The organism is Nevskia soli DSM 19509 (assembly GCF_000711955.1).
GTDB classification, from domain to species: Bacteria; Pseudomonadota; Gammaproteobacteria; order Nevskiales; family Nevskiaceae; genus Nevskia; species Nevskia soli.
In genome coordinates, this window is the sequence record NZ_JONR01000007.1 from 1 (window position 1) to 13329 (window position 13329).

The 13329-nt window shown below is 68.9% G+C and carries 12 protein-coding genes and 1 other RNA gene; 12 read left to right on the plus strand and 1 reads right to left on the minus strand.

The window, feature by feature from the left end; all coding sequences use genetic code 11:
• A partial coding sequence (locus BP26_RS0103375) for an IS630 family transposase (RefSeq protein ID WP_029919172.1) occupies positions 1-358 on the plus strand: 358 nt, incomplete at its 5' end.
• Here BP26_RS0103375 and BP26_RS0103380 read toward each other — a convergent pair.
• Positions 355-1143 (minus strand): ABC transporter substrate-binding protein, encoded by a 789-nt coding sequence (locus tag BP26_RS0103380; RefSeq protein ID WP_029919173.1) that lies wholly within the window; start codon positions 1141-1143, stop codon positions 355-357. The genes BP26_RS0103375 and BP26_RS0103380 overlap by 4 nt on opposite strands.
• 146 nt (positions 1144-1289) lie before the next feature.
• On the opposite strand from BP26_RS0103380, the gene rnpB reads away from it, so the two are divergent.
• From rnpB to murG, 11 genes are all read left to right on the plus strand, one after another.
• Positions 1290-1693: RNase P RNA component class A (gene rnpB / locus BP26_RS27300), an RNA gene on the plus strand.
• Positions 1694-2061: 368 nt separating this feature from the next.
• Complete coding sequence (gene mraZ, locus BP26_RS0103385; RefSeq protein ID WP_029919174.1) at positions 2062-2490, plus strand: division/cell wall cluster transcriptional repressor MraZ; 429 nt, start codon at positions 2062-2064, stop codon at positions 2488-2490.
• A gap of 60 nt (positions 2491-2550) precedes the next feature.
• Positions 2551-3438, plus strand: a complete 888-nt coding sequence (gene rsmH / locus BP26_RS0103390; RefSeq protein WP_029919175.1) for a 16S rRNA (cytosine(1402)-N(4))-methyltransferase RsmH — start codon at positions 2551-2553, stop codon at positions 3436-3438.
• Positions 3435-3770, plus strand: a complete 336-nt coding sequence (ftsL, locus tag BP26_RS0103395; RefSeq protein ID WP_245611692.1) for a cell division protein FtsL — start codon at positions 3435-3437, stop codon at positions 3768-3770. The genes rsmH and ftsL overlap by 4 nt, the downstream gene beginning before the upstream one ends.
• The gene (locus BP26_RS0103400) at positions 3767-5530 is read left to right on the plus strand and encodes a peptidoglycan D,D-transpeptidase FtsI family protein (RefSeq protein ID WP_051748211.1); all 1764 of its coding nucleotides are present in this window, start codon (positions 3767-3769) and stop codon (positions 5528-5530) included. Before ftsL ends, BP26_RS0103400 begins: the two co-directional genes overlap by 4 nt.
• Positions 5527-7035 carry a UDP-N-acetylmuramoyl-L-alanyl-D-glutamate--2,6-diaminopimelate ligase gene (locus BP26_RS0103405; RefSeq protein ID WP_029919178.1) on the plus strand — a complete coding sequence of 503 codons (1509 nt, stop codon included), beginning with the start codon at positions 5527-5529 and terminating at the stop codon, positions 7033-7035. The genes BP26_RS0103400 and BP26_RS0103405 overlap by 4 nt, the downstream gene beginning before the upstream one ends.
• Positions 7032-8441 (plus strand): UDP-N-acetylmuramoyl-tripeptide--D-alanyl-D-alanine ligase, encoded by a 1410-nt coding sequence (locus BP26_RS0103410; protein WP_245611693.1) that lies wholly within the window; start codon positions 7032-7034, stop codon positions 8439-8441. The genes BP26_RS0103405 and BP26_RS0103410 overlap by 4 nt, the downstream gene beginning before the upstream one ends.
• Positions 8441-9526, plus strand: coding sequence for a phospho-N-acetylmuramoyl-pentapeptide-transferase (gene mraY, locus BP26_RS0103415; protein ID WP_029919180.1), 1086 nt, complete (start codon positions 8441-8443; stop codon positions 9524-9526). Before BP26_RS0103410 ends, mraY begins: the two co-directional genes overlap by 1 nt.
• Before the next feature lie 136 nt (positions 9527-9662).
• Positions 9663-11069, plus strand: a complete 1407-nt coding sequence (gene murD, locus BP26_RS0103420) for a UDP-N-acetylmuramoyl-L-alanine--D-glutamate ligase (RefSeq protein WP_029919181.1) — start codon at positions 9663-9665, stop codon at positions 11067-11069.
• The gene (gene ftsW / locus BP26_RS0103425) at positions 11066-12256 is read left to right on the plus strand and encodes a putative lipid II flippase FtsW (RefSeq protein WP_051748213.1); all 1191 of its coding nucleotides are present in this window, start codon (positions 11066-11068) and stop codon (positions 12254-12256) included. Before murD ends, ftsW begins: the two co-directional genes overlap by 4 nt.
• Positions 12253-13311: an undecaprenyldiphospho-muramoylpentapeptide beta-N-acetylglucosaminyltransferase gene (gene murG, locus BP26_RS0103430; RefSeq protein ID WP_029919183.1), complete on the plus strand. Its 1059-nt coding sequence runs from the start codon at positions 12253-12255 to the stop codon at positions 13309-13311. The genes ftsW and murG overlap by 4 nt, the downstream gene beginning before the upstream one ends.
• The last annotated feature ends 18 nt before the right edge of the window (positions 13312-13329 follow it).

The window sequence follows — 13329 nt, forward strand, 5'->3', positions numbered from 1 at the left end:
GCACCTGCACGACCAGGTGCCCGCCGATCTGGATGTGCATGTCGTGATGGACAACTACGGCACGCACAAGACCCCAGCGGTTCGATCCTGGTTTGCTCGCCACCCGCACTTCAAGCCCCACTTCACGCCCACCTCGGCCTCTTGGATCAACCAAGTCGAACGCTGGTTTGCGGACCTGACCCAGAAACAAATCCGGCGCGGGACGCATCGCAGCACGGTGGCGTTGGAAGCCGCCATCCGTGACTACCTGAATACCTACAACAAAAACCCACGGCCATTCGCTTGGACCAAGTCTGCCGACGATATCCTCGCTTCCATTAAGAGATTTTGTCAGCGAACTTCTAACTCAGGACACTAGCCCGCGCCTGCTTCACCCAGGTCCGCTGCGGCCGCGTCGACGACGCGCCGCAGCGCGCGGTAGCCTTCCACCAGCCTGGGGCCGGGGCGCCCCAGCCAGGCTTCGGTGATCGGCACGATGCGCTCGTGCCGCAGCGCCGGCACCTGCTCCCAGCCCGGCCGCCGCCGCACGATCTCCGCGCGGTAGTTCTCCTCCTTCACGCCGCACCAGGACATCACCACCACGTCCGGCGCGGAGGCGATGATCTGCTCGTCCGTCAGCGGTGCGCTCTTCGCCTCCAGCGCGCCCCAGGGATTGACGCCGCCGGCCAGCGCGATCAGGTCGGTGGCCCAGGACTGCCGCGCCGGCGCAATCACCGGCTTGGGCCACCACTCGATCAGCACCTTCGGCGGCCGCGGCAGCGTCACCCGCGGCATCGCCGCGCGCATCTCCGTCACCAGTTTTTCGCCGCGCTCCGCCACGCCCAGGGCCTGCGCGATGCGGCGGATGTCGCTGTAGATATCCTCCAGGCCCAGCGGGTCGCAGGTGAGGGTGCGCAGGCCTGCCGCTTCCAGTTCGGCGACGATGCGCTCGTGGCCGGGTACGGTCAGCGAGGTCAACACCAGGTCCGGTTTCAGCGCGATCACGCCGGCTACGTCCAGGTCCAGGTCGCGGCCCAGCTTGGGCAGATCGGCGACGACGGGGGACGGATAATCCGAATCGGTGTCGATGCCGATCAGCAGCTCCGCGCAATCCAGGGCGCAGACGATTTCGGTGTTGGAGCAGGTATGAGAAAACAGGCGCATGAAAAGCAGTGATTAGTGATTAGTGGTTAGTGGTTAGTGGTTAGTGACCAGTGCTCGGCGGCTGGAGTGTTTTTACTAACCACTGGCCACTAACCACTAATCACTCCGCACGGGATCATTGGTGGCGTCGGAGTACAATGTGCCGGGGAGCCAACCAGACAACCGCCGCCGCCAGCGTTTCGACGTGAAGCGGGAGAGGAAAGTCCGGGCTCCGCAGGGCAGTGTGCCAGTTAACGGCTGGGCGGCGTGAGCCGACGGAAAGTGCCACAGAGAACGAACCGCCTAAGTCCCGCAAGGGGCCGGCAAGGGTGAAAAGGTGCGGTAAGAGCGCACCGCGTCCCTGGTAACAGGGGCGGCACGGAAAACCCCACACGGAGCAAGGCCAAATAGGGAAGGTGGGCTCGCCGCAGCAATGCGCGACCCGACGCGCGGCCCGCGCGCCTTCCGGGTAGGCTGCTGGAGACGTCGGGTGACCGCCGTCCTAGAGGAATGGTTGTCTCGGCGCCGCAAGGCCGCTAGACAGAACCCGGCTTATAGGTTGGCTCCCCACTTCTTCCCACCGCGGGCGGCGCAGCAGCGCCGCCCCGCCGCTGTTTTGCGGTCGGATGGATGCTTAAAAGCAGGGTTTTACCCCGCAAAGTGGGGTAGCCGCCCTTTCCGACGGTAAATCCAATCGTGACGAAAGTCGCCTTGCGGCTGCCCGGAATGGGGCATCCGGAGAGGTAATTACTTTAAGTAACTTTTCTAAGTGGCTGTTTTTACAGCAATGTGTCCGCACTGGGTATTTGCACGTAAGCCCTTGTCCGGACAGGAAATAATCCTTGCCGGGTGGTTTTCAGTGGATTATAGTGGGGTGTGAGGGAGTCCAGTGGATGATCTTGGGCGCCTATTGACCATTTTGGGGCACACCCGCGCGCAATGTTTGCCGGTTCCAACAAGCTGACGATAGACGATAAGGGCCGCCTCGCGGTCCCCGCCCGTCTGCGCACGCAATTGGCCGACGAATACGGCAAGCAGATTGCCATCACCCTCGGGCCGGAGTGCATCGAGGTGTACCCGGCGGCGGTGTTCCGCCGCATCGCCGAAGCCATCCCGAAGATCCAGGATCGTGCCAAGCGCATGCTGATGCAGCGCCTGTTCGTCGGTTATGCCGTGGAGTCGGAGCTGGACGCGCAGGGCCGCGTGGTGGTGCCGACCATCCTGCGCGAGCTGAAGCAGCTCGGCACGGACGTGGTGCTGGTGGGGCAGATCGACCATTTCGAACTGTGGTCCGAGGCGCAGTGGACCGCGTCGACCAGCGAGGCGCAGGCAAGCTATGCCGATGCCTACGCGGCGCTGAACCTGTAATGGGGCCGCGCCGTGCAAAGCGTTTTGCCCGTTACGCCACAAGCACGGGGCACTAGCCGGATGCTCAGCCACCGGCCAGTGATGCTCGCGGAAGCCCTGGCCGGACTCGCCGTCCACGCCGGGGGAATCTATGTGGACGGGACCTATGGCCGCGGCGGCCATAGCGGCGCCATCCTCGACGCGTTGCAGGGCAGCGGCATGCTGCACGCCATGGACCGCGATCCGGCGGCCGTCGCGGAAGCCTGGAAGCAGCATGCGGGCGCTCCGAATTTCCGCATCCACGCGCGCAACTTCGCCGAAGTGCAGTCGCTGGCGTCCGAGCTGGACCTGGTCGGGCGCATCGACGGCCTGCTGCTCGACTTGGGCGTCTCCAGCCCGCAATTCGACGATGCCACGCGCGGCTTCAGCTTCGCCAACGATGGCCCCCTGGATATGCGGATGGATCCGCAGTCCGGCGAATCCGCCGCGCAATGGCTGGCCCGCGCCAAGGACGAGGAGATCGCCGACGTGCTGTGGCGTTTCGGCGACGAGCGCAACAGCCGCCGCATCGCGCGGCGCATCGTCGACACGCGCGGCGAGACGCCGATCACCAGTACCGCCCAGCTGGCGGCGCTGATCGCCACGGTGCCGGGCCCGCGCAGCCACAAGATCCATCCGGCCACGCGCAGCTTCCAGGCCATCCGCATCCACATCAACGGCGAGCTGTCCGCGCTCGAGGCGGCGCTGGCGGCATCGCCCGCCCTGCTGGCGCCGGGCGGCCGCATCGCCGTGATCAGCTTCCATTCGCTGGAAGACCGCATGGTCAAGCGCTTCCTGCGCGACCATGCGCGCGGCGATGCGCCGGTGTTCAAGCTGCTCGGCCGGGCACAGATGCCGACGGACGAGGAAATCGCCGTCAATCCCCGCGCGCGCAGCGCGGTGCTGCGCGTGGCGGAGCGCCTGCCTTGAGCGCCTCGCCTAACAACCGAGCCGGCGGCAGCGGCGGCACCTTCACGCCCCTGCTGCTCGGCGTGCTGGTGATGATTTCCGCGGTTGCGGTGGTGCAGGTCAAGCAGCACAGCCGCAACCTGACCACGCGCCTCGACGGCCAGCGCCAGGAGCGCGAACGCCTGCAGCTGGAATGGGCGCAGCTGCAACTCGAACAGGCCACGCTGGCGCAGCACGGCCGCGTCGACGAGCTGGCGCGCAGCCAGTTCGGCATGGTCGATCCGCTCGATTACCAGATCGTCTCCGAGGTGCCGGCTCCCGGCGTGCCCGCGGTCATGGGGAAGCCGCAGTGAGCGCCGCCTTCAAGCTGCGCCCGGACAAGCCCGGCAACTGGCGCCGCCAGGCGGCGCTGGGCCTGATGGCCGTATTCGCCGTGGCGGTGCTGGGCCGCGCCTTCTACCTGCAGGTGGTGGAGAACGATTTCCTCACCCGCGAGGGCAACAAGCGCCAGGTGCGCACGGTGGCGCTGCAGGCCAACCGCGGCGCGGTGCGCGACCGCAACGGCGAGCCGCTGGCGCTGTCGGCGCCGGTCGACTCCATCTGGGTGGTGCCCTCCGACCTGCTCGACGCGCCGCCCTACGTGGTGGCCATGTCCAAGCTGCTCGGCGTCTCCTCGCGCGAGCTGGAAGGTTTCCTGCGCGAGCGCTCCGACCGCCAGTTCGTCTACCTCAAGCGCCAGATCGATCCGGACGAGGCCAAGCGCTTCATGGCGCTGGGCGCGCCCGGCGTGTTCTCGCAGCGCGAGTACCGCCGCTATTACCCGGCCGGCGAAGTGGCGGCCCACGTGGTGGGCTTCTGCGACATCGACGGCAAGGGCCAGGAAGGCATCGAGGCGGCGCAGGATGCGGCGATGCGCGGCACACCCGGTTCGCGCCGCGTGATCCGCGACCGCGCCGGCCACGTCATCGAGGACACCGACGACTACACCCAGGCGCAGCCGGGGCAGGACGTCAACCTGACGCTCGACCTGCGCCTGCAATACCTGGCCTACCGCGAGCTGAAGAGCGCGGTGGAATCGAACCAGGCCAAGGGCGGCCTGATCGTGGTGGCGGATGCGCATAGCGGCGACATCCTGGCCCTGGCCAGCCAGCCGGGCTACAACCCCAACCGCGCCGACGACCGCGATTCCGGCGGTCTGCGCAACCGCGCGGTGGTGGACAGCTTCGAGCCGGGCTCGACCATCAAGCCCCTGCTGATCTCGCAGGCGCTGGAAACCCACGCCATCCCGGCCGACATCCATATCGACACCGGCCCGGGCTTCTTCAAGGTCGGCGCGCTGACCGTGCACGACGTGCATCCCGAAGGCGAGATCGACCTGGCCCTGCTGCTGGCCAAGTCGAGCAACGTCGGCGCCGCCAAGGTGGGCCTGATCATGGGCCCCGAGTCGGTGTGGACCGGCTACCAGAAGTTCGGCATCGGCGAGCCGGTCGGTTCGGGCCTGCCGGGCGAGGCCAGCGGCGTGCTGCGCAAATACAACGACTGGGGGCAGATCGCCACCGCCACGGCTTCTTACGGCTACGGCCTTACCGTCAACGCCCTGCAACTGGTGCGCGCCTATACCGGCATCGCCAACGATGGCCTGATGCCGCAGCTGTCGATCCTGCATCGCGACCACGAGATCCCCGCGCAGCGCGTCATCTCGGCGCAGACCGCGCGCACCATGCGCCAGCTGCTCGAGGGCGTGGTCAACAAGGGCGGCTCCGCCGTGCGCGGCATGGTTGCCGGCTACCGCGTCGCCGGCAAGACCGGCACGGTGCGCAAGAACGCCAACGGCAGCTACATCGAAGGCCATCACCAAGCGGTGTTCATCGGCATGCTGCCGGCAGAGCATCCGCGCCTGGTCAGCCTGGTGATGATCGACGATCCCAGCGGCGACGATTACTACGGCGGCGCGGTGTCGGCGCCGGTGTTCGCGCGGGTCATGGCCGGCGCCGCGCGCCTGCTGCAGATTCCGCCCGACATCTCGCCGCAGGCGCCGCAGCTGCAGACCGCCGGCGCCGCGGCGATGACCGCCGCGCCGGGCATCGCGCTGGGCGCCGGGGTGCATCCTTGAACGCGGCCCTGGTGACGCGCCCCTTGCGCAGCCTGCTGCAAGGCCTCGCCGATGGCGTGCCCGACATGGTGGTGACCGGCGTCGAGCTGGACAGCCGCCGCGTGGTGCCGGGCAGCCTGTTCCTGGCGGCGCGCGGCCAGGCCCGTCACGGCCTGGCCTTCGCCGGCGAAGCGCTCAAGCGCGGCGCCATCGCCATCGCCTGGGAGCCGAGCGACGAGGTCGCGCCGCCGCAGTACGAGGTGGCGACCGTGCCGGTCGTAGGTCTCGGCGCGCAGGCCGGCGAGATCGCCGCGCGCTTCTGGCGTCATCCCAGCCGCGAACTGTTCACGGTGGGCATCACCGGCACCGACGGCAAGACTTCCACCGCGCATTTGGTGGCGCAGGCGCTGGATCGCCTGGGCCTGCCCTGCGCCTATTTCGGCACGCTCGGCTATGGCCGCCTCGGCCGCCTGATCGACGCGACGCACACCACGCCCGACCCGGTGCGCCTGCAACGCCTGCTGGCGGAGCAGCGCGAAGCCGGCGCGCGCGCCTGCGCCATGGAAGTGTCCTCGCACGCGCTCGACCAGGGCCGTGTCACCGGCGTCGAATTCGACGTGGCGGTGCTGACCAATGTCGGGCGCGACCACCTGGACTACCACGGCACCATCGAGAACTACGCGGCGGCCAAGCGGCGCCTGTTCAGCTGGCCCGGCCTGAAGGCCGCGGTGCTGAACCGCGACGATGCGCATGCCGCCGAATGGGCGCGCACCCTGGTGGGCGACGCCGAGGTGACGCTGTACGGCATCGGCGGCGAAGTCCCGGCGCGCGGGCGCTATGTGCTGGCGGCCGACGTGGTGCTGCACGGTGCCGGCCTGCGCTTCGACGTGCGCAGTTCCTGGGGCGAGGCGCGCATCGACAGCCGCCTGCTCGGCCGCTTCAACGTCTACAACCTGCTGGCCGCGCTGGCCAGCCTGCTGCATCAGGGGGTGGCCCTGCAGGACGCTGCAGCGGCATTGGCCGCCTGCGGCACCGTGCCGGGCCGCATCGAAGGTTTCCGTGCAGCCGCGGGCGATGCGCCGCTGGTGGTGGTGGACTACGCCCATACGCCGCAGGCGCTGACCCAGGTATTGCAGGCGCTGCGCGCGCACACCGCCGGCAGGCTGCATTGCGTATTCGGCTGCGGCGGCGACCGCGACCGCGGCAAGCGCCCGTTGATGGGCCTGGCTGCGGCGGAACTGGCCGATGTGGCGATCGTCACCGACGACAATCCGCGCGGCGAGAATCCGGCCGGCATCGTGGCGGAAATCCTCGGCGGCATTCCGGCGGCGATGATGGATCGCGTCAGCGTCGAGCATGACCGCGCGCGCGCCATCGAACGCGCCGTGCGCGGCGCCGGTGCCGGCGACGTGGTGCTGATCGCCGGCAAGGGCCACGAGGACTACCAGATCTACGGCAGCGAACGGCGCGATTTTTCCGACCGCGCGTTCGTGGCGCAGTTGCTCGGCCTCGAGGTGCGCGCATGAGTGCCGCCACGCAGAGCGCAGGCCCCATGGAGCACCTGTCCGACCTGGCGCGCCGCATCGGCGGCAGCCTGCTGGGCGAGGATGCGGCCTTCGCGCGCGTCGTCACCGACACGCGCCAGCTGCGGCCGGGCGATCTGTTCGTGGCGCTGAAGGGCGAGCGCTTCGACGGTCATGACTACGTGTTGCGCGCCGCCAGCCTCGGCGCCACCGGCTCGCTGGTGTCACAGGCGGTTTCGGGCGCTCCGTCGCAGGTCCTGGCCGCCGATACCCTGGGCGCGCTGCAGGCCTATGCGAGGAGCTGGCGTGCGGATTTCACCCTGCCGGTGATCGGCGTGACCGGCAGCAGCGGCAAGACCACCACCAAGCAGATGCTGGCGGCGGTCTGCGCCGCGCGCGGGCCGGTGCTGTCCACCGAGGGCAACCTCAACAATCACATCGGCCTGCCCCTGACGCTGCTGCGGCTGCGCGAGGGATACCGCAGCGCGGTGATCGAGATGGGCGCCAGCGCCGGCGGCGAGATCGCGCTGCTGGCCGACCTGGCGCGGCCGGACATCGGCATCGTGACCCAGGCCGGCGACGCGCACCTGGAAGGTTTCGGTTCGCGCGAAGGCGTGGCGCGCGGCAAGGGTGAACTGTTCACCGCGCTCGGCGGCCGCGGCGTCGCGGTGATCAATCGCGACGACGCCTATTTCGATCTCTGGCGCGAACTGGCCGGCGGCAGCACCGTGCTCAGCTTCGGCCTGTCGCCGCAGGCGAATGTACGCGCCGAGAACATTCACGGCGAGCCGGAGCATGCACCGACCGCCAGTGTCTTCACCCTGATCACGCCGCAGGGCCGCGCCCGCGTCGAGCTGCCGCTGCCGGGGCGCCACAACGTCCTCAACGCGCTGAGCGCCGCCGCCGCCGGCCTCGCGCTGGGTCTCGATGTCGCGGCGATCGCCGCCGGCCTCGCCGAAGTGCGCCCCGTGGCGGGCCGCCTCAACTGGCTGGGCACGCCGCAGGGCGCGCGCCTGCTCGACGACAGTTACAACGCCAATCCCACCAGCCTGCGCGCCGCGCTCGACCTGCTGGCCGGCTTGCCCGGCAACCGCTGGCTGGTGCTGGGCGATATGCGCGAGCTGGGCGGCGACGAGGCGGCGATCCACGAAGAGGCCGGCCGCACCGCGCGCGCCCTGGGCATCGACCGGCTCTATACCGTCGGCGCGCTGGCGCAGCATGCGGCGGCGGGCTTCGGCGCGCAGGCGTATCACTTCCCCACCGCCGAAGCCCTGATCGAAGCGCTGCGCGACGAGCTTGCCGCGGCCGACGCCGCCAAGGTCTCGCTGCTGGTCAAGGGTTCGCGTTCTTCCCGCATGGAGCGCGTCGTCGCCGCGCTGACCGGCACTACCGTGGCCGAGGCCCACTGATGCTCTACGCACTGGCCGAATACCTGCAGCACTACGTCGGCGGCTTCCGCCTGTTCGGCTACCTGTCGGTGCGCTCCATCCTGGGCATCCTCACCGCGCTGCTGTTCTGCTTCATCTTCGGCCCGGGCATCATCCGTCGCCTGCAGGTGCTCAAGTTCGGCCAGATCATCCGCCGCGACGGACCGCAGAGCCACCTGGCCAAGACTGGTACGCCGACCATGGGCGGCGCCATGATCCTCGGCGCGATCGCCATCGCCACCCTGCTATGGGGCGATCTGAGCAACCGCTTCATCTGGTTCGCGCTGTTCGTGACCCTGTCCTTCGGCGCGGTGGGCTTCGCCGACGACTGGCTCAAGATCAGGCACAAGTCGCCCAAGGGCCTGGTGGCGAAGAAGAAGTATTTCTGGCTGTCCCTGACCGGCCTGGCCACCTCGATCGGCATCTACTACACCGCCAAGACGCCGGTGGAAACCACGCTGATCCTGCCGCTGGTCAAGGAAGTGACGTTGCAACTGGGCCTGTGGTTCATCCCCTGGACCTACCTGGTCATCGTCGGCTCCAGCAACGCGGTCAATCTCACCGACGGCCTCGACGGCCTGGCCATCATGCCGACGGTGCTGGTGGCCTCGGCCCTGGCGGTGTTCGCCTACGCCACCGGCAACGTCAAGTTCGCCAGTTACCTCGGCATTCCCTATGTCGCGGGCGTGGGCGAGCTGACCATTTTCTGCACCGCCATTGCCGGTGCCGGCCTCGGCTTCCTCTGGTTCAATGCCTACCCGGCGCAGGTCTTCATGGGCGACGTCGGCGCGCTGGCGCTGGGCGCCGCGCTCGGCGTGGTGGCGGTGCTGGTGCGGCAGGAGATCGTGCTGGCCATCATGGGCGGCGTGTTCGTCGCCGAGACGGTGTCGGTGGCCCTGCAGGTGCTGTACTTCAAATACAGCGGCGGCAAGCGCATCTTCCGCATGGCGCCGCTGCACCACCATTACGAGCTGAAGGGCTGGCCGGAGCCGAAGATCATCGTGCGCTTCTGGATCGTCACGCTGATTCTCGTTCTGGTGGGTCTGTCGACCCTCAAGGTGCGGTGAAGGCGATGATTATTCGGGAGAGAAGTGGTCAGTGGTTAGTGATTAGCGATCAGTTCGCAGGGATTGCCCCGCGGTGCTGTACTAATCACCGGCTACTAACCACTAATCACTTCAGGCTTGGTCAGGAGGCTCAGCTATGAGCCCATACGCCGGCCGGAAGATCCTCGTCATCGGCCTGGGCAAGTCCGGCGCCGCCACCGCGCGCTACCTGGCGGGCGCCGGCGCCGCGCTGGTGCTGACCGATTCGCGCGAGGCGCCAGGCGGCATCGAGCAGGTGCGCGCGGCCGTGCCGCAGGGTGAGTTCCACCTCGGCGCCTTCCATGCGCCGCAGCCCTGGTCGCAGTTCGCCTTCGCCGTGGTGTCGCCGGGCGTGCCGCTGGACGATCCCTTCATCGCGGCGCTGCGCCAGGCGAAGGTCGAAGTCATCGGCGACGTCGAGCTGTTCGCGCGCGCCGCCGCCGCGCCGGTGATCGGCATCACCGGCAGCAACGGCAAGAGCACCGTCACCACCCTGGTCGGCGAGATGGCCGCGGCGGCCGGCTTGCGCGCCGGCGTCGGCGGCAATCTCGGCACGCCGGCGCTGGACCTGCTCGATGCGCAGGCCCAGCTCTACGTGCTGGAGCTGTCGAGCTTCCAGCTCGAAACCACCGAGACGCTCAAGCTGGTCGCGGCGACGATACTCAACGTCTCGCCGGATCACCTCGACCGCCACGGTTCGGTCGAGCGCTACACCGCAGCCAAGGCGCGCATCTATGCGCATGCACAGACCGCGGTGGTCAACCGCGACGACCGCGCCACCCATACCGGCGCGCACCTGGCGCGCAATATCGTCAGCTTCGGCCTGGAGCTGCCGGTGCCGGGACATTACGGCCTGATCGAACAGGATGGCGAGTTGTGGCTGGCGGCGCCGCCGGAAGGCAGCGGCGTCGGCGCCGACGGGGCGCCGCTGCAGGCCTCGTCCTCGCGTTTCCAGCCCGCGGCGCTGCTGCCGTTGTCCGCACTGAAGATCCAGGGCCTGCACAACGCCGCCAATGCGCTGGCCGCGCTGGCGCTGGCCGACGCCGCCGGCATTCCGCGCGCCGGCAGCCTGCGCGCCCTGGCCGAATTCAAGGGCCTGCCGCACCGTTGCGAGTGGGTGGCCGAAGTCGGCGGCGTCACCTGGATCAACGATTCCAAGGGTACCAATGTCGGCGCCAGCCTGGCCGCCTTGCAGGGTTTCTCCGGTCCGCTGGTGTGGCTGGGCGGCGGCCAGGGCAAGGGCCAGGATTTCACCGCGCTGCGCGGTCCGCTGAAGGAGAAGGCGCGTGCCGCCATCGTTTTCGGCGAGGATGCCTCCCGCATCGAACGCGATCTCGGCGGCGCCCTGCCGGTGCAGTGCGTAGCCGATCTCGCCGCCGCGGTGGACGCGGCGCGCAAGCTGGCGCAGGCCGGCGACCGCGTGTTGCTGTCGCCGGCTTGCGCCAGCCTCGACCAGTTCCGCAATTACGAAGATCGCGGCGCGCGCTTTGCCGCGCTGGTGCGCGCGGAGGCGGTGGCCGCATGAGCGCCCAGCGCATCAATACGCAAGGCAATCTGTCGCTGGGCCTGCCGCGCGCGCGTTACGGCCTCGACGGCACGCTGTGCCTGGCGGTGGCGGTGCTGCTCGGCTGGGGCCTGGTGATGGTCGCCTCGGCCTCGGTGGCGATCGGCGAGAAGATGTCAGGCTCGCCGCTGTATTTCTTCGAGCGGCAACTGGTGTTCGTGGTCATCGGCTGCGTCTGCGGCATGATGACCTTCGCGGTGCCGATGAAGAGCTGGGAGAACAGCGGGCCGCTGCTGCTGGCCCTGGCCTTCTTCCTGCTGGTGCTGGTGCTGATCCCCCACGTCGGCGTGCGCGTCAACAGCGCGCGGCGCTGGCTCGACTTCGGCCTGTTCCGGCTGCAGGCCTCGGAGCCGGCGCGACTGGCCATGATCCTGTATTTGGCCGGCTACATCGTGCGACGACAGCTGCGCCTGCAGACCAGCCTGCCGGGCCTGGCCATGCCGTTCATTCCGCTGGGGCTGGTGAGCCTGCTGTTGCTGGCCGAACCGGACTTCGGCGCCACCGCCATCCTCATCGCGGTGGCGATGCTGATGCTGTTCCTCGGCGGCGCCAAGCTCAACTATCTCGGCGGCCTGTTCAGCATCGTCGGCACCACCCTGGCCCTGCTGGTGTGGACCGCGGCCTATCGCATGAAGCGCCTGCTCACCTTCACCGATCCCTGGGCCGATGCCGAGCATGCCGGCTGGCAGCTGACGCAGTCGCTGATCGCGGTCGGCCGCGGCGAAGTCGCCGGCGTGGGCCTGGGCAACAGCGTGCAGAAGCTGCTGTACCTGCCGGAAATGCACACCGACTTCATCTTCGCCATCCTCGCCGAGGAGTTCGGCCTGCTTGGCGTGGCGGCCCTGCTGGCGTTGTTCGGTGTCATCGTCTGGCGTGGCTTCGTCATCGGCCACAACGCCGAGAAGCTCAACTGCCTGTTCAAGGCCTTCCTCTGTTATGGGTTGTCGAGTTGGCTGGGCTTGCAGGCAATGATCAACATGGCGGTGAACATGGGCATGCTGCCGACCAAGGGTCTGACCCTGCCCTTCGTCAGCTACGGCGGCAGCAGCCTGATCACGGTGCTGGTGATGCTGGCGCTGATCCTGCGCGTCGATCACGAGAACCGCCTGATCGAAGCCGGTCATCCCGAAGCGGGAGGCCGGCCATGAAGATCATGATCGCGGCCGGAGGAACCGGCGGCCACGTGTTTCCCGGCCTCGCCGTCGCCGCGGTGCTGCGTTCGCGCGGCCACGAGGTGGTGTGGATGGGCACGCCGGACAGCTTCGAGGCGCGCACCGTGCCCAAGCACGGGATCGAAGTGCGCTTCGTGCGCGTGAAGGGCCTGCGCGGCAAGGGTGCGCTGAGCTGGCTCGGTGCGCCGCTGCGCCTGCTGCGCGCGCTGCGCGATGCGCTGGCTGTGGTCCGCAGCGAACGGCCGGACGTGCTGCTCGGCATGGGCGGCTTCGCCGCCGGCCCCGGCGGGCTCGCCGCCTGGCTGACGCGGCGGCCGCTGGTGATCCACGAGCAGAACTCCATCGCCGGCCTGACCAACAAGCTGCTGGCGCGTATCGCGCGCCGCGTGCTGGAGGCATTTCCGCGGACCTTCGCCGGCGCCGAGACGGTGGGCAACCCGGTGCGCCCGGGTTTCGCCGAGCTGGCCGATCCGGCGCAGCGCCTCGGTGCGCGCGGCGCGCCGGGGCAGGTACTGGTGATCGGCGGCAGCCTCGGCGCAAAGGCGCTGAACGAGATGGTGCCGGCGGCGCTGGCGTTGATCCCCGCCGCGCAGCGTCCGCTGGTGCGCCATCAGGGCGGGCGCACGCTGGAAGCGGCGCAGGCGGCCTATGCGAAGCACGGCGTCAGCGGCGAAGTGACGGCCTTCATCGACGACATGGTCGCCGCCTACGGCTGGGCCGACCTGGTGATCTGCCGCGCCGGCGCCTCCACCGTGGCCGAGCTGGCGGCGGCGGGTTGCGCCGCGCTGCTGGTGCCCTATCCGCATGCGGTCGACGACCACCAGACGCACAACGGCCAGTACCTGGTCGATGCCGGCGCGGCGCTGATGGTGCCGGAAGAGTTGCTGTCGCCGGACCTGCTGGCGCAGATGCTGATCGGTCTGCTGGACCGTCGGGAGCAGCTGGTGATGATGGCGCAGGCGGCGCGCAAGGCGGCCTGGCCCAACGCAGTGAACGTGATCGCAGATGCCTGCATCGAGGCGGCGGCATGAGCCACCCGGCGAGGGACC

Bases quoted from the DNA above. Each gene is read 5' to 3' on its own strand.
- murG (WP_029919183.1), top strand. From the start codon at position 12,253: ATGAAGATCATGATCGCGGCCGGAGGAACCGGCGGCCACGTGTTTCCC.
- rsmH (WP_029919175.1), top strand. From the start codon at position 2,551: ATGCTCAGCCACCGGCCAGTGATGCTCGCGGAAGCCCTGGCCGGACTC.
- ftsW (WP_051748213.1), top strand. From the start codon at position 11,066: ATGAGCGCCCAGCGCATCAATACGCAAGGCAATCTGTCGCTGGGCCTG.
- murD (WP_029919181.1), top strand. From the start codon at position 9,663: ATGAGCCCATACGCCGGCCGGAAGATCCTCGTCATCGGCCTGGGCAAG.
- mraZ (WP_029919174.1), top strand. From the start codon at position 2,062: ATGTTTGCCGGTTCCAACAAGCTGACGATAGACGATAAGGGCCGCCTC.
- BP26_RS0103410 (WP_245611693.1), top strand. From the start codon at position 7,032: ATGAGTGCCGCCACGCAGAGCGCAGGCCCCATGGAGCACCTGTCCGAC.
- BP26_RS0103380 (WP_029919173.1), bottom strand. From the start codon at position 1,143: ATGCGCCTGTTTTCTCATACCTGCTCCAACACCGAAATCGTCTGCGCC.
- mraY (WP_029919180.1), top strand. From the start codon at position 8,441: ATGCTCTACGCACTGGCCGAATACCTGCAGCACTACGTCGGCGGCTTC.